Consider the following 21,521-nt stretch of genomic DNA (forward strand, 5'->3'; position numbering starts at 1 on the left):
GGCGATGGGGTGGGTCCACGGCGCGGGACCCGGCCGGTCCGGCCGGACGGGAGGGCAGGCCGGGTCCCCGTCGTCCATCCGATCGTCGAGCCGGTCGTCCGGCCGAGCGGTGGTTGAGCCGCCGTGTACCTCTCGCTGCGGGAGCGCCCGGACGCCCCCTCCCTCCCCGACGCGACCCGGCGCCGACCGGTCGGCCGGACCGTCGTCCTCCTCGGCTGCGTCAGCCTGCTGACCGACGTCTCGTCGGAGTCGGTGGCGGCGATCCTGCCGCTCTACCTGTCCGTGGTCGTCGGCCTCTCCCCCGCGGCGTACGGCGTGGTCGAGGGCCTCTACCAGGGCGTGAGCGCGCTGGTCCGGCTCGGCGCCGGCTGGGTCTCCGACCGCACCGGTCGCCCCAAGTGGGTCGCCGCCTCGGGGTACGGCGTGTCCGCGGTCAGCCGGGTGCTCCTGCCCCTGGTGTCCGGCCTGGGCGCGGTGTCCGCGGTGGTGACGGCGGACCGGGTCGGCAAGGGCATCCGCACCTCCCCGCGCGACGCGATGATCGCCGCCGACGCCGACCCCGAGCACCTCGGCCGGGCCTTCGGCGTGCACCGCGCCCTCGATGCCGTCGGCGCCTTCCTGGGGCCGGTGCTCGCCTTCGTGGTCCTGTGGCTCGTGCCCGGCGGCTACCGCTCGGTGATGGTGCTGTCGATCGCCTTCGCGGTGGCCGGCCTGGCGCTGCTCGTGCTCTTCGTCCCGGCCGGCGCGGGCGCGGTGCCCGTGCCTGCCGGTCCCGCCCCGCCCCGGGTGCGCTGGCGCGACCTCCGCTCGCCCGCGCTGCTGCGGGTCAGCGTGGTCGCCGGCGCGCTCGGGCTGCTGACCGTCGGCGACGGGTTCGTCTACCTGGTGCTGCTGGAGTCCGGCGGCTTCGCGGCGCACTGGTTCCCCGTCCTGTACGTCGGCACCAGCGCGGCGTACCTCCTCCTCGCGCTCCCGGTGGGCCGGCTGGCCGACCGCTGCGGGCGGGCCCGGGTGCTGGTCGTCGGCCACCTCGCGCTCGCCGCCGCCTACGCCGGCGCGACCCTGCTGGCGACCCGGTCGGTGGCGGTCGGCACGGTCGCGACAGTCCTGCTGCTCGGCCTCTTCTACGCCGCCACCGACGGGGTGCTGGCCGCGGTGGCCGGCCAGGCCGTGCCGGTCCGGGCCCGCGCGAGCGGGATCGCGCTCGCCCAGACCGTCGTCGCCGTCGCCCGCCTGCTCTCCGCGGTCGGCTTCGGCGTGCTGTGGCTGGTGGTCGGCCCGACGGTCGCCCTGCTCGGGGTGGCCGCCGGGCTGGTCCTGCTGGTCCCGGCCGCGCTCCGCCTGCTCGCCCCGGCGTCGCGATGAGCCGCCGGACCCGCCCCGCCGCCTTCGCGGCCCTGTGCCTCGCCCTGGCCGGCGGCAGCACGGCGTACGTCCTGCAGGAGCGCGCGGACACCCAGGAGCGCATCAGCTCCCCGCCGAGCGTCCCCGTGGCGACCGCCCCCGCGGCCGCCGAGGGTCCGGTGCTGGTCTTCCGGCACACCGGCGTCGACCAGGAGTACGGCGTCGTCGCCACCGTCCCCCTCGCCGACCCGTCGGGCCCGCGCAGCTTCACCGGGGTGGTCTGCGACCGGGTCGACGCCACCGCGACGACCCGCAGCTGCCTGCGGACCGGACGCGGCGTCGTCACGTCGTACGACGCGCTGGTGCTGGACGCGGACTGGGAGGAGACCGGGTCCGCGCCGCTGCCCGGCCTGCCGAGCCGGACCCGACTGTCGCCGGACGGGTCGCTGGTCGCGACGACCGCGTTCGTCAGCGGCCACTCCTACCTGACCCGCGGCTTCTCGACCGCGACCGAGGTCCGCCGGGTCGGCGGGACGTCGTACGGGAACCTGGAGGAGTTCGCGCTGGAGATCGACGGCGAGCCTGCGGCCCCGCGGGACCGGAACGTGTGGGGGGTGACCTTCGCGGACGACGACCGCACCTTCTACGCCACCGTCGGCACCCGCGGGCGGACCTACCTGGTCCGCGGCGACCTGGTCGAGCGCACCCTCGAGACCGTCGCCGACGACGTCGAGTGCCCCTCCCTCTCCCCCGACGGCACCCGGATCGCCTTCAAGCAGGCCGACGGCCGCGGCAGCGGACGCCGCTGGACCCCGGCCGTCCTCGACCTGGCCACCGGCGAGCGCACCGTCCTGGGCGGCGAGGAGCGCAACGTCGACGACCAGCTCGCGTGGCTCGACGACGACACCGTCCTGTACGGCGTCCCGCGCCCCGACGAGCCCGGCGTCAGCGACGTGTGGTCGCTGGACACCGACCCCGATGCGGAGCCGGAGCTGCTCGTCGAGCAGGCCTGGTCGCCGGGGGTCGTGCGGTAGACCGCCGGGCCCGGTCGTCGTGCTTCCCCGGACACGAGACCGCGCAGTTGCGATCATGACGGGACCCACGTCTCGTGGGCTCCGCGATGCTGACCCACAGCACAGGCGGTCGCGTCAGCGGGAGGAAGGGCGTGGGCATGGGAATCGGTACGTACCGGAGCCGTCACGGCGTGGCCCACGTCTCGATGCAGTTCGACAACCGGGGCATGGCCGAGGCCGAGATGCTCGACGCCGGTCTTCGCAAGGCGTGGGACCAGCTGTGCGACCAGTCCAGCTGGCGCTACTGGCACCAGGGGATCCGGGACGACCTGACGAGTGCGGACACCTTCTACTTCATGCACTTCGACGAGAACCGCGACGCGATCGGGTTCCGCAGGACGAAGGACGGGCTGAACATGTACATCCCGCTGCGGCACCTGCGAGCGATGCGCTCGAACGCGGAGCGTGTCGACTACCTGCGCGACGTCTACCTCCGCTTCTTCGAACGCTATGCCACGGTCCGCGAGATCGACCCGCCTCCGGTCTGGACGGGGTGACGGGGTAGTCCGATCGCGGAGCCGCGATCGGGCTCAACGGAGGCCGACGTACGGCTCACCGGGTCTCGAGTCGGGACTTCGTCCCTCCTCAACCACCGGTGGGGCTTCAGCGCACCACGTCGCCCGTCTCGAGATCGGGGTGCCGGTCCAGCCAGGTCGCGGCGACGTCGTCGCGGACGGCGTCCCACAGCTCCCGGCCGAGGGGGCGGTCGAGGTGCACCACGGACTGCGCACCCTCGCGGCCGAGACCGGCGACCGGGGCGGTCAGGAACCGGACGTCGGCGGTGCGGAGGTCGCGCAGGGAGGCGCAGAAGCCCAGGATCCCGGTGAGCGACCAGGTCTCGTCGACGGCGACGTGCCGCAGCACCTCGGTCACGAAGTGGGCCGACTGCTCGGGGTCCTTGCGCATCTCGGCGTGCAGGCTGTCGGTGAGCAGGGCGCGCAGCACCGCCTGCTGGCGGCGGACCCGGTCCAGGTCGCCGCCGGGCAGGCCGTAGCGCTGGCCGACGTACGCGAGGGCCTCGTCGCCGCTGAGCAGGTGCTCGCCGGCGGTCCAGGTCGTGTCGCGGATGCTGTCGACGACCGTCTCCGGCACCCGGACCCGGACGCCGCCGGCCAGGTCGGCGAGGGCCCGGAAGCCGGACCAGTCGACGACCGCGACGTGGTCCAGCCGGACCCCCGTGAGCGTCTCGACCGTCTCGACGGCGCGCGGCAGGCCGCCGAGGGAGTACGCCGCGTTGATCTTCGCGCGACCGTGCCCGGGCACCCGGACCCAGGAGTCGCGGGGCAGCGACACCACCTGGACCGAGCGTCGGTCGGCGGCGACGTGCACCAGCATCATCGTGTCGGTGCGCTGCTCGCCCGGCTCCCACGCCGCCGCCCGGGCACCCTCCCCGGTGGTCGGCACGTCCGAACGACGGTCGGTGCCGAGCAGCAGGAGGTTGAGGGCGCCTCCGGCGGGGCCGGGCACCCGGGCGGGGCGGTCAGTGAGGCCCGCGAAGGCGGGCTCGGTGTGGCGGACACGGGGGATCTTGGACTGCGCCCACACCACGGTGCCGGCGACCAGGGCCGTGACCAGCGCGGTGCAGACCAGCAGCCCCAGCAGCGCGCGCAGGTCCCGGCGCTGGTCCTCGCGCTCGACGGGCGACATCCTCGGCCTCGTCCCGTCGGCCCGAGGCGGTCAGGCGCCGAGGGCGTGGTCGTGGCGGGCCGGGGCGACCGGTCCCCGGGCGAGGACGAAGCGGCGCAGCTCCTCGTCGCTCTCGACGTCGACGTACGACGCCGCGACCGCCTCGCGCGGGACGTCCTGCCGGTCGCGGCCGGTCAGCCGGTCGTAGACCCCGACGTACGCCGCCGCCTGCGGGCGCCAGTCCAGCACCTCGCTGGCCCGGGTCCGCGCGGCCCGCGCCAGCCGGCAGCGCAGCCCCGGGTCGTCGAGGAGCCGCTCCACCGCGTCGGCGAACCCGGTGAGGTCACCGGACTCGACGTACAGGCAGGTCTCGGCGCCGGAGACCCGGGTCTCGACGAGGTCGAACGCGACCGACGGCAGCGCGTAGGCCATGTACTCCATGGTCTTGTTCATCGTGGACACGTCGTTGAGCGGCGTCTTGCGGTCGGGGCACAGGCCGACGGCGGCCGCGCTCAGCCGAGTGGCGATCTCGGGGAGGCCGACCCGGCCGGTGAAGGTGACGACGTCGTCGAGGCCCAGCTCGTGGCTGCGGCGGACCAGGGCGTCGAAGCAGTCGCCGAAGCCCATCAGCACCGCTTCGACGTCGTCGCGACCGCGGACGTGGACCAGCTCGTGGACCACCTCCAGGACGACCTCGACGTTGTCCTGGGGGCCCATCACCCCGAGGTAGGCGAGCTGGTGCCGCGGCGGCGGCACCGAGGCCGCCGGCAGGACCGGGCGCATCACCCGGGTGTCCGGCCCGCTGCGCACGACCGTGACCTGCTCCGGCGCGAGGTGCCCGCGCTCGATCGCCACCCTCTGGTAGGAGCCGTTGGTCGAGATGACGTGGTCGGCCATGCTGTAGGTCCGCCGCTCCAGCCAGCGCAGCAGGCCGAGCTGGGCCCGCCCGCCGAGGCCGGTCGGCTCGCCGAAGCGGGACAGGAACAGCTCGGGGTTCAGGTCGTGCTGGTCGTAGACGAACCGGACGCCGCGCGGCTTCCAGAGCCGGGCCAGCGCCCAGTAGGTGTCCGGCGGGTTGCAGGCCTGGAGGAGCTGGAAGGGCTGCTCGCGCCAGACCCGCACCGACAGCAGCGCGGTGCGCACCCAGCTGTAGACGAACTCGACCAGGTAGCCCAGCGCCCCGGAGGCCTCGGGGGCGGGCCGGTACTTGTGCACGCGGACCCCGTCGAGGGTCTCCCGCGAGGGGTCACCCGGCCCCTTCGGGCAGATGACGCTGACGGCGTACCCCGCCTCGCGCAGCGCCCGGCACTCCAGCCAGACCCGCCGGTCCAGCGGGACCGGCAGGTTCTGCACGACGATCAGGACGTGGGGGGCGCTGGCCGCTTTCCTCATGCCTGCACCCTGCGAGCCCGCCGGCCCCGGTCAGGACGACCGGGACCGGCTTTCCCCAATACTGGTCAGGGGCTGACCACGCCGCCGTCCTGCCAGACGTTGCCGCTCCACTCGTTGCCCAGCGCGGAGCGGTCGAAGTCGAGCACCGGGGCGTAGGCCCCGCACTTGCCGGTCCGGCCCTTGACGAACACGTTGTCGAGGAACCGGACGCGCACGGTGAGGGCGGAGAACGGCTTGCCGCCCGACGAGCCGCCGTACGCGCAGGTGCCGCCGGTGCTGGGCAGGAACAGGTTGCCCTGGACCAGGACGTCGCGGACCGCGGCGAAGTCGCCGTACCCGGTGAGGCCGGCGGAGCACCCGGCGTCCGGCGGCACGTCGGGCGCGTCGCAGGCGATCGTGTTGCCGGTGATCGTCGAGCCGGAGCCCATCCGGATGCCGGACTCGTGGTAGGTCCCGGTCTCGTCGGTGAACTGCCCGTGCACGTAGGAGTCGCGGATGGTGCAGCTCATCCAGCAGTTGACCGACCGGTTGCCACCGGTGACCTCGACCCGGGTGGCCACGAAGTCGCGCGAGCCGATGCCGGTGCCCGGCCCGTCGCCGACCCGGACCTCGCTGTCGGTGATGGTGAACGACCGGCCGCCGGTGTTCTCGTCGTTGCCGACCGTCCCGTTGATCACCGAACGGCGGATCTCCACGCCGGCGGCGCGGATCTCCAGGTCGCAGTCCACCGTCTTCGCGTCGATGACCGCGCCGGCCTGGGTGATCGTGCACGGACCGGTGTACGGCGTGAGCGCGGTGCCGGCCGGCACACCGGTGCTGGCCGCGTCCGGGAAGCCGCCCGCCGGGGGTGTCGGCGTGGACGTCGGGGTCGGGGAGGGCGTCGGGGTGGGCGTCGGGGTGGGCGTCGGGGTGGTCGGGTCGTCGGTGGGCTCCTCCGTCGGGTCGTCCGTCGGGTCCTCGGACGGCTCGTCCGTGGGCTCCGTCGGGTCGTCGGTGGGCTCCTCGGTCGGCTCGTCCGTCGGGTCGTCCGTGGGCCCGTCCGTCGGGTCGGTCGCGCTTGGGTCCGGCGTGCCGGCCGTCCCGGACCCGTCGGGCACGAACAGCACGTCGACGTAGTAGTTCGTGTCGCGATAGGTCAGGGTCGGCACGGAGCCGGTCGCCCGCGTGTAGACGCCGCGCCAGGCGGTCAGGGCCCGGTTGACGACCGGGTCGTCGGCGTCCAGCTCCCCGTTGTCGCCGGCGTACCGGCCCCGCGGGGCGTCGTACGACGCGACGTAGCGCTGCCCGGGCTCCAGCCGGACCGGCTCGGACAGGGTCGCCGTGACCCAGCCCGTACGGCGGGTCCCGGTGAACTCGGCCGACGCGAGCGGGGTGCCCGTCGGCGACCAGAGGGTCCCGTCCTCGGGGACCGCGCCGCCGCGGCCGCGGTAGACCTCGACCGCGGTGACCACGCCCGGCGTGCTCGTCGAGAAGCTCACGCCGAGGGTGGCGGCCGCGGTGTCGGTGTCGACGGCCGAGTCCGGGACCAGGTCGGCCGGGAAGATCCCGTAGGCGGCAGCCACGGCGGCGGCCGGGCGGGAGGGCCGGATCTTGGACACGGCCGCGTAGGCCGTGACGGTGGCGGAGACGACCAGGGTGGTCGCGAGCGCCGCCACGAGGGCCGGGCGCCACCGGCGGACCGGGGGGCGGGCCGGCACGGCGGCCCGGTGGGTGCCACTCATGGCCGCACCCGCCCGCCGTCGATCCACCGGTTCCCGGTGAAGACGTTGCCCGGGGCGGACCGGTCGAAGTCCATCACCGGCTCCCAGTAGCCGCAGCGGCGCGTCGAACCGCGCTCGAAGCGGTTGTCGATGAACCGGATCCCCCGCGCGTGGCCGGAGAAGGGCTTGCCGCCCGAGGAGCCGCCGTACGCGCAGGTGCCGCCGGTCGTGGCCACGAAGAGGTTGCCCTGGACCAGGTTGTCCCGGACCGGGCCGTAGTCGCCGTACCCGGTGAGGGGGGCGGAGCAGCCGGCGTCGGGGGCGACGTTCGGCGCGTCGCAGGCGATCCGGTTGCCGACGAACCGGCCCCGGGTGCCCATCCGGATGCCGGACTCGTGGGTGCGTCCGGTCGCGTCGGTGTCCTGGCCGTGCACCCAGCTGTGCCGGACCAGGCAGCGGTCCCAGCAGTTGATGCTGCGGTTGCCGCCGCGGATCTCCGAGCGGACCACCCGGAACCGGCTCTCCCCCACGACGGTGACCATCCGGGACGAGCCCGGCGAGGCGTCGACGGTGGAGCGGACCAGGCGGAACGAGCCGCGGCCGGCGGTGGCGATGGTGCCGGCGACGTACGACCGGCTGATCCGGACGCCCCGGGCGCGGATGCGGAGGTCGCAGCCGACCGTCCGGCCGACGATGCGGGTGCCGTCACGGGTGATCGTGCACGGTCCGCGGTAGGGGCGCAGCCGCTGTGCGGCCGGGACCCCGGTGGTGGCCGCGCCGGCGATCCGGGGGGTCTCGCGGCGGTCGGCGGGCACCGCTGCCGACGCGCCGGCCGGCAGCAGGGCTGCCAGGACGACGCCGGCGACGAGCGCGACGAGTCGGGTCGAGATCTGCATAACACTCCTGCCCGAGGCGCGCTGAAGGGACGCGCGCACACGGAACTGTGGTCCGTCGATGATCCCACGCGCCGGACGGCACGTGGTCGAGGACCTCGCAGGTCCCCTCCCTCGTCGCGGACCGTAGCCACGGCAGGAGGTCGGGAATCCCGACTCTCCCTCAAATGGGTGATGCGCTCACTCGTCGGTCGGGTGGCCGCTGGGGAACGAAACGGCGTATCGAGACCCCCGCAGTGGGTCTCGATACGCTCGCTGGCGCTCGCTACTCGACCAACGAACACCACCCCATCCCTCGTCGGTCCTCGACCAACGAACACCACCCCATCCCTCGTCGGTCCTCGACCAACGAACACCACCCCGTCCCTCGTCGGCCCTCGACCAACGAACACCACCCCATCCCTCGTCGGCCCTCGACCAACGAACACCACCCCATCCCTCGTCGGTCGAGTAGCCGCTGAGGAACGAAGCGGCGTATCGAGACCCCCGCAGCGGGTCTCGACACGCTCGCCGGCGCTCGCTACTCGACCAACGAGCGTGGACCGGCCGGTGCGCGCTCGGCCACGGAGGCGGCCAGGGTGAGGTTGACCACCAGGGCGGTGCTGGCGGGGTCCGGCGCGACCTCGCCGCGGACCACCCGGTCGAGCCACTCCTCGCGCAGCAACCCCGTGGCACGCACCGGGTCGAGCAGCTCCGGGCGGTAGCGCCAGTACGACGTCACCCGGCTCGCGAGGGTGTCCCCGCCCGCGGGGGCACGACGCCCCCCGGCCAGCCGCTGCCCGGCCTTGCGGACCGCGGCCGCCCCCGTCGTACGGACCCGGGCGGGCACCGCGGTCCAGCCCGGCTCCGCGTAGAGGCGGGGCGGGGGCCGACCGTCGAGGGGCAGGTCGGCCAGCTCGGGGTCGAGGGCCACCGACAACCGGCCGAGGAAGCGCGAGGAGCGCTTGGCGGCCGGGGAGAGCGCGGACACGGCGGCGACGAACCGGTCGTCGAGCATCGGGTTCGCGACCGCGCGCCGCTGGCACACGGCCGTCTCGGTGGCGCCGGCCCAGCGCTGCATCCGCTCGTCGAGGTAGAGCCGGTCGGTGGCGGCGAACCACGGCTCGCCATCGGCGGCCAGGACCCGGTGCACCTCGTCGAGCGCGAACTCGCCCGCCCAGGTGGCGAAGCCCGGCGCCAGGACGTCCGGCGCCACCGCCTCGTTGGCGTACATCCGCCACCGGGCCAGCCGGTGCGCCCGCCGGGCCGTGACGGGCGACGTCGTCCCGAGGCCGAGGTAGTAGAAGCCGCGGGCGACCTCGCCGCCGAGCCCGGACAGCCGGGGGCCGGGCTCGGCCCGGGTCTCGGCGACGTCGAGCGCCGCGCGGGCGACCGGGTCCGCCGCCAGCTCGAGCGCGTCGGCGGCCGCGACCGTGAGCGTCCAGGCGGTCGCCGGGTCGAGGTCGTCCAGGCCGGCGAGGTCGAGGACCTCGTGCCGCATCCCCCCGCGGCGGGCCAGGTCGGCGGCGATGGCGACGTCCGGGCTGCCCGGCACCCCCAGGGTCAGCACCCGCAGCCCGCGCCGGCGCGCCGGGTCGATCGCCGAGAGCAGCAGCCGGGAGTCCTGGCCGCCGGTGAGCTGCAGGACCGGGTCGGGATGATCGTCGAGGTACGCCGTGAGGTAGCCGCGCAGCAGGTCGCGGCAGGCGGCGACGGTGGCCGCCACGTCCGTCGCCGAGCCCGCCACCGGTCGCGCGGGGCGGACGTCGCGGAGGTCCAGCCGGCCGTCGTGCAGGCGCAGCAGGCTCCCGGCGGGCACCTGCTCGACACCGGCGAAGAGGGTGCGCCGGCCGAGCTGCCAGCCCAGCCGGCTCTGGATCGCGACCGCCTTGAGGTCCAGGCCCGTCGGCGCCAGCGCCGCCAGCACCCGGGCGGAGCTGGACAGCGCCGCCCAGCCGGGTCCTCGGCGCAGGTAGAGCTGCCGCAGGCCGAGCGGGTCGACCGCGGCGACCACCGCCCCGTCGTCGTCCCGGGTGAGCGCGGCGAAGGGCGGCAGCACCTCGGCGAGCAGCGGGAGGTCCGGTCCGCAGAGGGCCCGCCGTACCGCCGCGGGGGTGAGGGGTCGGTCGTGCCGGCGGGCCTCGGCGGTGAGGACCAGGGCCGGCTCCGGCCCCCGATCGGGCCCCCAGGTCGCCAGGGCCACGCCGGCGGCCGCCGACCGGCTGGCGGGGACGCCGAGCACCCCGAGTCCGCGGTCGAGGAGGCCGTCGGCCTCCCGCCCGACGGCGGAGACCGCGACAAAGCCGGGCGCGGACGCGTCGCTCACGCCCCGCCGGCCCGGTCGTGCACGTACGCGCTGAGGCTGCCGAGGGTGGCGAACAGCTCGCCCGTGACGTCGGCGTCGTCGACGACGATGTCGAACTCCTCCTCGAGGGCGACGGCCAGCTCGAGGACGGCGAGCGAGTCCAGCTCGGGCAGCTCCCCGAGCAGCGGCGTCGTCGGGTCGAGCAGGTGCGCGCGGTCCTCGAGGCCGAGGACACGGACCAGGACGGCCCGCACCTGCGGGAACGGGTCGGGACGGGTGGCGGACTGGGACACGGTGACTCCTGATCTCCTGCGGGACGGGTGGGTGCTCAGACCAGGACCTCGGCGGGCGCCGGGTGGCCGAGGAACTGCTGGGGGCTGGCCGTGCGCCCGTAGGCGCCGGCCTGGAAGAGCACGACCAGGTCGCCGACGTCGGCGACCGGCAGCTCGACCTCGTGGCCGAGGACGTCGAGCGGGGTGCACAGGCAGCCGACGACGTCGACGGTCTCCACCTCGCCGCCGCCGAGACGGGTGCCGACGGCGATCGGGTAGTTGCGCCGGATCACCTGGCCGAGGTTGCCGGTCGCGGCGAGCTGGTGGTGCAGGCCGCCGTCGACGACCAGGTAGGTCCGCCCGCGCGAGACCTTGCGGTCGACGACCCGGGTGACGTAGACCCCGGACTCACCGACGAGGAAGCGACCGAGCTCGAGGACGACGTGCGCGTCGGGCTGCCGGGGCCGGACCCGCTCCTCGACCAGCCGGGCCAGCGTCCCGCCGACCTCCGCCGGGTCGAGCGGCCGGTCGCGCTCGGCGTACGGGATGCCGAGGCCGCCGCCCAGGTTCAGGTAGCGCAGCGGGGCGGGGAGCCGCTCGGCCAGCGCCAGCAGCAGGTCGACGGTGTGCTCCTGGGCCTGGCGGAGCAGGTCGGGGTGCAGGTTCTGCGAGCCGGCGAAGAGGTGGAAGCCCTCGACCGCGAGGTCCAGGTCGGCCAGCAGCACCAGCAGGTGCGGGACCTCCTCGGCGTCCACTCCGAACTGCTGGGGGCCGCCGCCCATCCGCATCCCCGAGCCCTGCACGGCGAAGTCGGGGTTCACCCGTACGGCGACCCGCGGGCGGATGCCGAGGTCCTCGCCCACCCGCACCACCCGGACCGCCTCGCGGGCCGACTCCAGCTCGATCAGCACGCCCGCGGCGACCGCGACGGACAGCTCGGTGTCGGTCTTGCCCGGGCCGGCGAAGCTGATCCGGTCGGGCGACTTCCCGGTGTCCAGGGCGACCGCCAGCTCGCCGGCCGATGCCACGTCCAACCAGTCGACCAGACCCGCCAGGTGGCCGACCAGCGCCGGCATCGGGTTGGCCTTGACGGCGTACCCGAGCTCGACGGCGTCGCCGAGCCCGGCCCGCAGGGCGCCGACCGCGCGGGTGACCCCGGCCCGTTCGTAGGCGAAGAACGGGGTCGACCCGACCCGTGCGGCCAGCCGGCCCAGGGGCACGCCACCGACCAGGAGCTCCACTCCAGAGCTCCCGAAGCGGTCGAGGTGCCGGTCGGTCGCAGCGCTCGCGGAGCGGTCCACGGTGCTCACGAGACGTCCTCGCGGATCCGCACCCGGTCGAGCTTGCCGTTGGGCGAGCGCGGCAGCCGGGCCCGGACCCGGACCTCGCTCGGCACCATGAACAGGGGCAGTCGGCGGCGGAGCGCGGCGAGCAGCGCGCCGGGGTCGGCGAGGTCGGCGTGCTCCTCGGACCGCGGGCTGACCACCAGGAGGATCCGCTGGCCCAGCCGCTCGTCGGGCACGCCGAGCGCGACGGCGTCGCCGACCAGGCCGCTGTCGTGGGCGGCCTCCTCCACCTCGGTCGGGCTGACCCGGTAGCCGGAGGTCTTGATCATGTCGTCGCGCCGGCCGACGAAGTAAAGGAAGCCCTCGGCGTCGGTGCGCACGGTGTCGCCCGACCAGACCGCCAGCTCGGGGGTGCGCCAGCCGGCGACCGTGCCGGGCAGCGGCCGGAACCGCTCCGCGCTGCGCTCCGCGTCGTTCCAGTAGCCGAGCGCGACGAAGGGTCCGCGGTGCACCAACTCGCCCTCCTCGCCCGGCGCCGCCGGCGTCCCGTCGGGGCGCAGGACGAGGATCTCGGCGCCCGGGACCGCCTTGCCGATCGAGTCCGGCCGCCGGTCCACCTCGGCCGGATCCAGGTACGTCGACCGGAACGCCTCGGTCAGGCCGTACATCAGGAACGGCCGGGCGTGCGGGAAGAGCGCCCGGAGCCGGTCCAGCGTGGCCCGGGGCAGCCGGCCCCCGGTGGTGGCCAGGTAGCGCAGCCGGACCCCCTCGGCCGGCCACGCCGCCTCGGCCAGCTGGGCCCAGAGCGGGGGCACGCAGGTCAGCCCGGTCACCCCGTGCTCGACGCAGAGCCGGACGACGTCGGCCGGCGCCAGGTAGTTGACCAGCACGACGTGGGCGCCGACCGCGAAGGTCGTCGTCAGCTGGCTCAACCCTGCGTCGAAGCTCAGCGGCAGCGCCGCGAGCACGACGTCCTCGGGCCGGTGCTCCAGGTAGCCGGCCACGCTCTCGGCGCCGGCCAGCAGATTGCGGTGGGTCAGCACGACGCCCTTGGGCCGGCCGGTGCTGCCCGAGGTGTAGAGGATCGCGGCCAGGTCCCCCTCCGCCCCGCGGTACGACGGGCCGCGCCGGTCCGGTCCGGCGGCCAGCGCGTCGGCCCACGGCACGAGCTGCGAGCCGTCCTCGTCGCCGCCGCTGCCCGCGGGCGCGTCGACCAGCACGACGACCTCCGGCGCCGGTCCGGGGCCCGGCTCGGCGCGGAGCGCCTGCCACCGCTGCCGGGTGGTCACCAGCAGCCGGACCTCGCAGTCGGCGAGCACGTGCCCCACCTGGGCCGGCTTGAGGACCGGGTTGACCGGCACGAACACCCCGCCCGCGGCCGAGGTGGCGAAGATCGACTCGACGGTCTCCAGGCGCTTGTCGAGCAGGATCCCCACCCGGTCGCCGCGGGTCAGGCCGAGGCCGCGCAGTCCGGCCGCGAGCGCGTGCACGCGGGCCGCGAGCTCGCCGTACGGGACGGTCGCGGCGCGGTCGGTCAGCGCCGGCCGGTCGGGATGCAGCCGGGCCTGCTCGTCGAGCAGGTCGTGGAGGTGGACGCGCATCGAGGGACTCCTCGGGACGGGGATGGACGGCGCCGTCACCACGGCACCAGGACGAGCTCGCTGTAGAGGTCGTCGACGGCCTCGACCGGGACGTCGCCGCGGACGAGCTTCGGGCGGGGGTGACGGAGGAGCACCGAGCCGGCCGGCCGGCCGCCGGTCACCCGCAGCTCCGCGAGGGTGAACGGCAGCCCGCGGGCGAGCAGGTGACGGGCCAGGTCGCGGCGGCAGCGCCGCAGCACCGCCGGGTCCGACACGTGCAGCAGGGACGCGAACAGCCGCAGCCCCCGGCGCCGGGAGGGCCGGTAGACGACGTAGCAGCACGCCCCGGACGGCTCCTCGAGCAGCACGTGGTGGACGGCGCGGGCGTGCCGGTGGTCGCGGAGGACGGCGCGGTCCGACCCGGTCAGGCGCCGCTCGATCTCCGCGGGGTCGTCGTGCACCCGGGCCCGGCGGAGGCCCGGCAGGTTGGGGAACAGGGCCGTCGTGGTGTCGAGGTGGCGGAACCCCAGCCGCTCGTCGATGGCCACCACCGACCCGCTGGGCGAGAGGTCGGTGAAGACCTGCCCGCGCTGAGCGAGCGCGGCCAGCAGCAGCCGCAGGCCGCGGTCGCGGTAGGGCTCCAGGACACACCAGGCGCCGAGGTTGCAGAACCGGACCTCGCGGCCCTCGACCTCACGGTCCGCGTAGAACGCGAGCTGCACGCCGACCAGCAGGTCCCCGGCCCGCAGCAGGAAGCCGTGGTTGGGCGCGGCGACCGGCCAGGTGGGGACGGCGGCGCCGGCCCAGGCGGCGGCGCTGAGGCGCGGGTCGAGGTGGTCGTGCAGGAACGCCCCGACCTCCGGCAGGTCGGACCGGTGGACGGGCGACACCCGGACGGGGGCCTCGGTGACGAGCCCGGCGGGAGGGAGGACGGCCATGACAGGGACGCTAGGGAGGCGGCGGCGCCGTACCGTCGGGTCGCGGTGCGCGTACCCAATCCTGGGGAGCGACCGACGCGAGCACCGCGGCCCCGGGGTCGCGCGCCCACTCTCGCACCATGAGCGAGACCGTGCCGTCCTCCCCGCCCTCCCGCGCCAGCGTGGTGGTGGCCGCCCACGACGAGGAGCAGGTCATCGAGCGGACGCTCGGCGCCCTGCTGGCCGGCGCCGACCCCGGCGAGCTGGAGGTGGTGGTCGTGGCGAACGGCTGCACCGACCGGACCGCCGATCGGGCCCGCCGGGTCGCCGGCGTGACGGTGCTGGAGTCGGAGCGGCCGAGCAAGACCGAGGCGCTGCGGCGCGGGGACCGGGTCGCCACCGCGTTCCCCCGGATCTACCTGGACGCCGACATCCCCACCTCCGTGACCGCCGTACGCCGGCTCTGCGCCGCCCTCGACGGAACGGGCGCCCCGCTGGTGGCCGTGCCGTCGCGCCGGGTCGACGTGACCGGCCGGCCGTGGCCGGTCCGGGCCTACACCGCCGTGCACCTCCGGCTCCCCGTCGTCGAGAACGGGCTCTTCGGACGCGGGATGATCGCGCTCTCCGAGGCCGGTCGGGGCCGGTTCACCGACTTCCCCGACGTGGTGGCCGACGACCTCTTCCTGGACTCGCTGTTCACCGACGCCGAGCGGGTCCGGCTGCCGGACGTCGCGACCACCGTCGAGGCGCCGCTGCGGACCGGCGACCTGGTCCGGCGGCTGGTCCGGGTCCGCCGCGGGAACGCCGAGCTGCGCCGGCGCCCGACCACCCCCGGCGCCGTCGTACGGCGGAGCGAGCGCAGCGCCTGGCTCCGCGACGTCGTCCTGCCCCGGCCCTGGCTGGCCCCGGCCGCGACCGTGTACGTCGCCCTCACCGGGTGGGCCGCTCTGCAGGCCCGCCGGGTGCCGCCGGCCGGCGCCGCCGCCTGGGGCCGCGACGCGTCGACCCGCACCGGGCTAGCCCGGTGACCACCCACGTCAACCTCTGCTTCCACGGGATCGGCCGGCCGGGGCCCGAGCGCGAGCCGGGCGAGTCGTCGTACTGGATCGGGACGGACCTGTTCCAGCGGGTCCTGGACCTGGCGGCCGACGACCCGCGGGTGCGGCTGAGCTTCGACGACGGCAACGCCTCGGACGTCGAGGTCGCGCTCCCCGCCCTCGTCGAGCGCGGGCTGCACGCGACCTTCTTCGTGCTCGCCGGGCGGCTCGACGACCCCCGGAGCCTGGACGCGGACGGGGTGCGGCTGCTGCAGGCGCACGGCATGACCGTCGGCACGCACGGCATGGACCACCGACCCTGGCGGGGGATGGACCCCGCCACCGCGACCCGCGAGCTCGACCGGGCCCGCACCGACCTCGCGGCCGTGACCGGCCGACCGGTGGAGCACGCGGCGCTCCCGCTCGGGCGCTACGACCGGGTGCTGCTGAGCCGGCTGCGCGCCCGCGGCTACGCCGGCGTGCACACCAGCGACCGGGCCTGGGCCCGCGACGGGGCCTGGCTGCAGCCCCGCTTCAGCCTGCGGGCGACCGACACCCTCGACGGCCTGCGGCACGACGTCCTCCGGCCGCCCGCGCTGCCGCGCCGGCTCCGTCGCGAGCTGGTCGGCGGGCTCAAGCGGCTGCGCTGAGGGGCCTGAAGGACTACCCCACCACCTCAGCGCAGCCAGTCCGGCCCGGCCGGCTCCCGCAGCCGAGTCGGGTCGACGAGGGCCCGGAGCGCGGCCCGGGAGGTCGGTCGGCCCAGGCCGGCGCGGCCGCCCTCGCGCAGGACCAGGGCCAACCAGAACGGCACCGCGGCGAGCAGGCCGTGGCGCCGACGGAACAGCCGCAGGCGGTTGACGACCAGCAGCGGCCACAGCCGCACCGAGCCCGCGGAGCCGCCCTGGAGGTGGACGGCGCCGGCGGCCGGCACGTAGCGGGTGCTCAGGCCGGCGTCGCCGGCGCGCAGGTCGAAGTCGGTCTCCTCGGAGTAGAGGAAGAAGGTCTCGTCCCAGGGGCCCACCCGCGCCCAGCAGTCGGCCGAGACCAGCTGCACGGACCCCTCGGCCCAGTCGGTGTCGCAGGCGGCGGCGTACGCCGACTCGTCGGTGACCACCTCCCCCAGCCGGCCGATCCGGCCGGCCCGCGCGGCTCCGAGGCCGGCGTCGGCGAGGGCGCGCAGCAGCGTCGGCTCGCGGCGCTGCGAGTCGATCCGAGCGCCGGTCCCGTCCCGCAGCCGCGGCACCGCGATCCCGACCCCCGGCTCGCGGAGCGCGGCCAGCAGGATGGGCACGCAGCCGGGGTCGAGGCGGACGTCGGGGTTGAGCACCAGCACCGCCGCGTGGTGGCCACCGGTGGCGACGGCGGCGTTGATGCCGGCGGCGTACCCGCCGTTGCGGCCGGTCGCCAGCACCCGGGCGTCGGGGGCGAGCCGACGCGCCACCGCGACGCTGTCGTCGCGCGAGGCGTTGTCGACCACGACGGTCTGCCAGGTGGCGCCGGCCATCGCGGCGGGCAGGCTCGCCAGCAGGCCCGGCAGCACGTCCGCGCTGTCGTGGGTGACGACGGCGACCAGCACGTCCACGCCGCTCATCGCACGGCCTCCGGCCGCGCCGAGGGTACGGCGAGCACCTCCCGCGGCCGTTGCTCGACCGCGAGCTGGGCGGCGGCCCCGGCCAGGCCGACCAGCAGGAACGAGAGCCCCGCGGCCATCGGGAAGCCCCAGGCGTCGAAGGTGACCATGCCGACCGCACCGCCGAGGATCGACGCGGACAGCACCAGGCCGAGGTGCCGCGAGCGGGCGGTGCGGGCCCGGCGGCGCGCGCGGCGGCCGTTGGCGAAGCCCGTGACGATCAGCAGCAGGACCGCCGCCAGCCCGACGGCCCCGAGCTCGACCAGGATCATCAGGTACTGGTCGTCGAGGATCCGGTAGTGCCGCGGCACGAACGTGAACAGCCCGCGGCCCAGCCACGGGTGCTCGCCGTACAGCGAGAAGACGACGCCGTAGTCGTCGGTGCGCCCGCTGACGCTGGGGTCGTTCCCGACGTTCTTGAACAGCGACACGATGGTCCCGACCAGGCCGGGGATCGCCAGCCGCAGGCCGACCACCGCGAACGGCGCGAGCATCAGCGCCCGCAACCGCCACCGGGCCGGCCAGCCGAGCAGCAGCACCACCAGGGTCACCGCGAGCACGAGCACCGCCGACCGCGAGACGGACAGGGTCGAGCCGACGAAGACGAGCACCACCGGCAGGGAGGCCCCGCGGTGGCCCCACCGGTGGATGCTGTGGTGGAGGGCCAGCGGGAACAGGCAGGCGAGCACCACCCCGAACTCGATCGGGTGCACCGCGGTGCCCGAGACCCGGTTGAGCGCCGAGCGCGACAGCACCGCCCCGAAGTCGGAGTTGGCGCTGAGCCCGGGGATCTGGATGTAGCGGGCGATGTCGACCCCCGCGACGAACTGCAGCAGCCCCACGCCGGCCAGCAGCGTGCCCAGCCAGGCCAGCCAGCTCACCACCAGCTCCAGGTCGCGCCACGAGCGCAGGCCCTCGGCGGCGACCAGCACGACGGCCATCCAGCCGGCGAACGACAGCAGCCCGCGGTCGGCCGCCTTGATCATGGTGGCGGTCGTGTCGGCGACGGTCGGCGGGACCAGGGTCCACAGCTCGTCGGTGGCCTGCCGGATGTCGGGCGGCGCGTACCAGCCGGAGGCCGTGCCGTTGGCGTACGCCGCCAGCACCGCCGCGGTCAGGAGCCCGACCGCCACCCGGGTCGCCGTGAGGCCGCGGACCGGGTTCAGGCCGCCGACCGTCGCGCAGACCCAGCACAGCAGCCCGCCGAGCGCCCACAGGTTCGCGGGCGTCCCGGGGGCGCCGAGCGGCTGCAGGATCAGCTGCGAGGGCACCCCGATCAGCAGCACGGCGTACCCGACGAGGAAGAACGCGGCGGCCCGCGGGGCGCCGCGGTGCAGCCCCAGCCCCAGCCGGGCGACCAGCCAGCGCATGCGTCAGCTCGCGATCCGGGGGCGTTGCCGGCGGCCGGCCGGCTGGGCCGGGGCGGGCTCGTCGTCGGACTCGTCGTCGGCGGCGGCCGCGGCCTCGACCTCGGTACGGCGCTCGCGGCGTACCCGGCGCCAGGTGCGGAACCGGTCGGTGCCGAAGACCAGCAGCAGGGTCAGCAGCAGCCCGCAGCCGGCGGCTCCGGCCAGGGCGCGCATCCGGCTGCCCGGCAGCACCTCCGCCTGCTTCGACGTGTTGCTGATCTGGGCGCTGATGACCTGCTGCTTCGGCACCCGGGCCTCGGTCTGGATCCGCGTGAGCTCGGCCGCCACCCGTGCCATCACGGCGTCGCGGGTCGCGAGCGCCACCTGCGGGTCCTTGTCCTTGGCCGTGATCACCAGCAACGGGCCGGCCTCGGGCGCCAGGGCGACGGCGTACGTCGCGTCCAGGCCGTCGGCGGCGAGCGCCCGGTGCACGTCCTTCGTCGCGACCGCGCCCGCGACCAGCGAGCCGGTCGTGGACAGGCCGTTGGGGAGGTTCAGGAACGGGCTGGTCGGCGTCGCCGCACCGGTCGCCTCCGGGGGCAGGAGGAACATCATCTGCCCCGAGGCCTGATAGTCGGGCTCGACGTTCTGGATGACCCAGCCGCAGGCCGCCCCGGTCAGGAGCAGCCCGACCAGGGCCACGAGCCACTGCCGCAGCAGCGCGGCGAACGCGTCAGCGAGATACATAGGACCCCTCCTCGACCCGGTCGGTCAGCAGGTCCAGCAGCAGCCGCTCGACCTGGACGCCGGCGCGCTCCCAGCCCACGTCGTCGACCGACGCAGCGGCGCGCGCGGCCCGCAGGCGCGCGGCGGGAGCGGCCTGGTCGACCAGCTCGCCGAGGGCTGCCGCCAGGTCGCGCGGCGTGGGCCGGGCGTAGCGGACGTGCGGGTTGGCGAGCACCGCCCGGTGCTGGTCGGCGTCGTTGACCACCGGCACGCAGCCGGCCGCGAGCATCTCCAGCGGGACCAGCGAGACGTTGGTCGCCGAGAGCACCAGTCCCGCGACGCAGCGCCGGTAGAGCGCGCCGAGCTCGGTCGGCGACAGCCGCCCGTGCTGGTGGGCGGGGAACGGCAGGTCGGCCACCACCGCTCCGTAGCAGTGGATCGGCACCTGCGGGTGCAGTCGGGCGAACCGCTCCAGCGCCAGCAGAGCCAGCTCGTGCGCCCGGCGGGGCGTGCCCGGGCGGCAGTAGTACGCCACCCCCTCGCGCTCCCCCGGTGGCTCGTCGGCACGGGCGCGGTAGGTCCCGAGGTCGCAGCCGAGGTCGAAGTGCTCGGCCGCCATCTGGTGGTCGGCCCGCAGCCGCTCGGCCAGCCAGGGGCCGGCGGTGATGCCCTGCATCTTGAAGCCGTACGTCGCCTCCGCGAGCAGCGCGGCGCTCCCCGCCGGGTAGAACATCGGCTCCAGGTCCTGGACCAGGTAGCAGCGCCGACCGCGGGCCCTCGAGGCCAGCACGGCGTACGCCGTCTCCCAGCCGGTCGCCACCACGGCGTGCGCGTCGGCGATCCCGTCGGCGAGGTCGTGGACCTCGGCCCGGACCTCCGGCCAGTGCGCGCGGACGGTCGCCCGGTGCTGGTCGACCGACCAGCCGTGCCGGTCGCGCAGGTAGAGGTCGCACCGGTGCCCCGCCCGCTCGAGCGCGGCGACGAGGCGGAACATGGTCGTGTGACCGCCCGAGCCGGGGGCCGGCGGCGTGCAGACCCAGGCCACCCGGAGCGGCTCGCCCGGACGCCACGGCAGCGGCTCCGGGGCGGGGGCGTCGCCGGCCGCGACCGCGGTCGCGCGGTCGATCTCCTCGGCGGTGACGGTCAGGCCGGCCGAGCCGGGCGGGACCAGGGCCTCCGCGAGGCGGACCCGCACCCGCCGCCGCAGCCCCGCGACGCCCTCGGTGCCGAGCAGCCGCCGCAGCTGCTGCCAGCGCTGGACGGCGCCGGCCTCGGGACGCATCACGACCCGACCTCCTCGAGCGCGGCGCGCAGCGCGGACGCCACCCGCTCCTGCTGGGCGGCGCTCAGGCCGGGGTACATCGGCAGCGAGAGGATCTCGCCGGCCGCCCGCTCCGCCCGGGGGAAGCTCCCCGGCCCGAGGCCGAGGCGGGCGAAGGCCGGAAGCAGGTGCACGGGGGTCGGGTAGTGCAGCCCGGTCGCGACGCCGGCCTCGGCCATCAGCTCGCGGACCCGGTCGCGGTGCGGCACCCGGACGACGTACAGGTGCCAGACGTGCTCGTTGCCGGGCACGACCCGGGGCAGGGTGACCCGGTCCAGGTCGCCCAGCAGGTCGGCGTACCGGGCGGCGGCCGTCGCGCGCTGGGCGTTCCACTCCTTCAGGTGCGTCAGCTTCGTCGACAGCACGGCGGCCTGGAGCGAGTCCAGGCGCGAGTTGGTGCCGACGACGTCGTGCCGGTAGCGCTCGGTGCCGCCGTGGTTGCCGAGCATCCGCACCCGGGTCGCGAGGTGGTCGTGGTCGGTCGTGACCGCGCCGGCGTCGCCGAACGCGCCCAGGTTCTTGCCCGGGTAGAAGCTGGTGCCGGCCACGTCGCCCAGGGAGCCCGCGGCCCGGCCGTGCCGGGTGGCGCCCTGGGCCTGGGCGGCGTCCTCGACCAGCACCACCTCGGGGCCGACCACGCGGCGCAGCCGCTCGAAGGGGGCCGGCTGGCCGTAGAGGTCGACCCCGACGACCGCCCGGGTACGCCGACCCGCGCGACCCGCGACCCGGTCGACGTCGATCAGCAGGTCGTCGTCGCAGTCGACGAGGACCAGGTCGGCGCCGGCCAGGACCACCGCCTCGGCGGTCGCGACGAAGGTGTTGGCGGGGACCAGCACCTCGTCACCCGGACCGACGCCGGCGGCGCGGAGCGCGAGCTCGAGGGCGTCGGTGCCGTTGCCGACGCCGACGCAGTGGTCGGTGCCGCAGAAGCCGGCGTACTCCTCCTCGAAGCGGGACACCGCCGGACCGAGCACGAAGGCGCCGGACCGGCAGACCTCCTCGAGGGCGGTGCGCGCCTCGGGCCAGACGGCGTCGAACTGGTGCTGCAGGTCGACGAGCGGGACGGGATGGTCGTTCATGGCTCTCCT

The 21,521-nt window shown here is 75.7% G+C and carries 19 protein-coding genes; 5 read left to right on the forward strand and 14 right to left on the reverse strand.

Annotated elements, in window-relative coordinates; all coding sequences use genetic code 11:
* Positions 1-123 precede the first annotated feature (123 nt).
* The 3 genes from V7S47_RS06670 to V7S47_RS06680 all read left to right on the forward strand — a co-directional run bounded on the left by V7S47_RS06670 (position 124) and on the right by V7S47_RS06680 (position 2,914).
* Complete coding sequence (locus V7S47_RS06670; protein ID WP_336560833.1) at positions 124-1,365, forward strand: MFS transporter; 1,242 nt, start codon at positions 124-126, stop codon at positions 1,363-1,365.
* Positions 1,362-2,378: a hypothetical protein gene (locus tag V7S47_RS06675; RefSeq protein ID WP_336560834.1), complete on the forward strand. Its 1,017-nt coding sequence runs from the start codon at positions 1,362-1,364 to the stop codon at positions 2,376-2,378. Before V7S47_RS06670 ends, V7S47_RS06675 begins: the two co-directional genes overlap by 4 nt.
* A gap of 170 nt (positions 2,379-2,548) precedes the next feature.
* Positions 2,549-2,914 carry a hypothetical protein gene (locus V7S47_RS06680; protein WP_336560835.1) on the forward strand — a complete coding sequence of 122 codons (366 nt, stop codon included), beginning with the start codon at positions 2,549-2,551 and terminating at the stop codon, positions 2,912-2,914.
* A 106-nt stretch (positions 2,915-3,020) separates the two neighbouring features.
* Here the strand turns inward: V7S47_RS06680 and V7S47_RS06685 are convergent, their stop codons facing one another.
* From V7S47_RS06685 to V7S47_RS06725, 9 genes are all read right to left on the reverse strand, one after another.
* Positions 3,021-4,064, reverse strand: coding sequence for an LCP family protein (locus V7S47_RS06685; RefSeq protein ID WP_336560836.1), 1,044 nt, complete (start codon positions 4,062-4,064; stop codon positions 3,021-3,023).
* Positions 4,065-4,094: 30 nt separating this feature from the next.
* Positions 4,095-5,435, reverse strand: coding sequence for a glycosyltransferase family 4 protein (locus tag V7S47_RS06690; RefSeq protein WP_336560837.1), 1,341 nt, complete (start codon positions 5,433-5,435; stop codon positions 4,095-4,097).
* A 65-nt stretch (positions 5,436-5,500) separates the two neighbouring features.
* On the reverse strand, positions 5,501-7,156 hold the full coding sequence (locus tag V7S47_RS06695) for a DUF4082 domain-containing protein (protein ID WP_336560838.1): 1,656 nt from the start codon (positions 7,154-7,156) through the stop codon (positions 5,501-5,503).
* Complete coding sequence (locus V7S47_RS06700; RefSeq protein ID WP_336560839.1) at positions 7,153-8,031, reverse strand: hypothetical protein; 879 nt, start codon at positions 8,029-8,031, stop codon at positions 7,153-7,155. The genes V7S47_RS06695 and V7S47_RS06700 overlap by 4 nt, the downstream gene beginning before the upstream one ends.
* 517 nt (positions 8,032-8,548) lie before the next feature.
* Entirely contained in the window at positions 8,549-10,333 is a 1,785-nt protein-coding gene (locus V7S47_RS06705) for a hypothetical protein (protein ID WP_336560840.1), read from the reverse strand.
* Positions 10,330-10,605: an acyl carrier protein gene (locus V7S47_RS06710; RefSeq protein ID WP_336560841.1), complete on the reverse strand. Its 276-nt coding sequence runs from the start codon at positions 10,603-10,605 to the stop codon at positions 10,330-10,332. Before V7S47_RS06710 ends, V7S47_RS06705 begins: the two co-directional genes overlap by 4 nt.
* A 35-nt stretch (positions 10,606-10,640) precedes the next feature.
* Positions 10,641-11,894 (reverse strand): pyridoxal-dependent decarboxylase, exosortase A system-associated, encoded by a 1,254-nt coding sequence (locus V7S47_RS06715; protein WP_336560842.1) that lies wholly within the window; start codon positions 11,892-11,894, stop codon positions 10,641-10,643.
* Positions 11,891-13,471, reverse strand: a complete 1,581-nt coding sequence (locus tag V7S47_RS06720; RefSeq protein ID WP_336560843.1) for an acyl-CoA ligase (AMP-forming), exosortase A system-associated — start codon at positions 13,469-13,471, stop codon at positions 11,891-11,893. Before V7S47_RS06720 ends, V7S47_RS06715 begins: the two co-directional genes overlap by 4 nt.
* Before the next feature lie 35 nt (positions 13,472-13,506).
* Positions 13,507-14,388: a hypothetical protein gene (locus V7S47_RS06725; RefSeq protein ID WP_336560844.1), complete on the reverse strand. Its 882-nt coding sequence runs from the start codon at positions 14,386-14,388 to the stop codon at positions 13,507-13,509.
* A gap of 119 nt (positions 14,389-14,507) precedes the next feature.
* On the opposite strand from V7S47_RS06725, the gene V7S47_RS06730 reads away from it, so the two are divergent.
* Both V7S47_RS06730 and V7S47_RS06735 read left to right on the forward strand, forming a co-directional pair.
* Entirely contained in the window at positions 14,508-15,395 is an 888-nt protein-coding gene (locus V7S47_RS06730; RefSeq protein WP_336560845.1) for a glycosyltransferase, read from the forward strand.
* Entirely contained in the window at positions 15,392-16,054 is a 663-nt protein-coding gene (locus V7S47_RS06735) for a polysaccharide deacetylase family protein (protein ID WP_336560846.1), read from the forward strand. The genes V7S47_RS06730 and V7S47_RS06735 overlap by 4 nt, the downstream gene beginning before the upstream one ends.
* Before the next feature lie 26 nt (positions 16,055-16,080).
* Here the strand turns inward: V7S47_RS06735 and V7S47_RS06740 are convergent, their stop codons facing one another.
* From V7S47_RS06740 to V7S47_RS06760, 5 genes are read right to left on the reverse strand one after another with little or no spacing between them, the layout of a single operon-like run.
* On the reverse strand, positions 16,081-16,998 hold the full coding sequence (locus tag V7S47_RS06740) for a glycosyltransferase family 2 protein (protein ID WP_336560847.1): 918 nt from the start codon (positions 16,996-16,998) through the stop codon (positions 16,081-16,083).
* A complete protein-coding gene (locus V7S47_RS06745) occupies positions 16,995-18,407 on the reverse strand; it encodes an O-antigen ligase family protein (protein WP_336560848.1) in 1,413 nt (470 codons plus the stop codon). The genes V7S47_RS06740 and V7S47_RS06745 overlap by 4 nt, the downstream gene beginning before the upstream one ends.
* A gap of 3 nt (positions 18,408-18,410) precedes the next feature.
* A complete protein-coding gene (locus tag V7S47_RS06750) occupies positions 18,411-19,133 on the reverse strand; it encodes a hypothetical protein (RefSeq protein WP_336560849.1) in 723 nt (240 codons plus the stop codon).
* Complete coding sequence (locus V7S47_RS06755; protein WP_442945333.1) at positions 19,120-20,394, reverse strand: rhamnosyltransferase WsaF family glycosyltransferase; 1,275 nt, start codon at positions 20,392-20,394, stop codon at positions 19,120-19,122. The genes V7S47_RS06750 and V7S47_RS06755 overlap by 14 nt, the downstream gene beginning before the upstream one ends.
* The gene (locus tag V7S47_RS06760) at positions 20,394-21,512 is read right to left on the reverse strand and encodes a DegT/DnrJ/EryC1/StrS family aminotransferase (RefSeq protein ID WP_336560851.1); all 1,119 of its coding nucleotides are present in this window, start codon (positions 21,510-21,512) and stop codon (positions 20,394-20,396) included. The genes V7S47_RS06755 and V7S47_RS06760 overlap by 1 nt, the downstream gene beginning before the upstream one ends.
* Between the last annotated feature and the right edge of the window lie 9 nt (positions 21,513-21,521).

The organism is Nocardioides sp. CCNWLW216 (genome assembly GCF_037120545.1).
In the GTDB taxonomy this organism is placed as follows: domain Bacteria; phylum Actinomycetota; class Actinomycetes; order Propionibacteriales; family Nocardioidaceae; genus Nocardioides; species Nocardioides lianchengensis.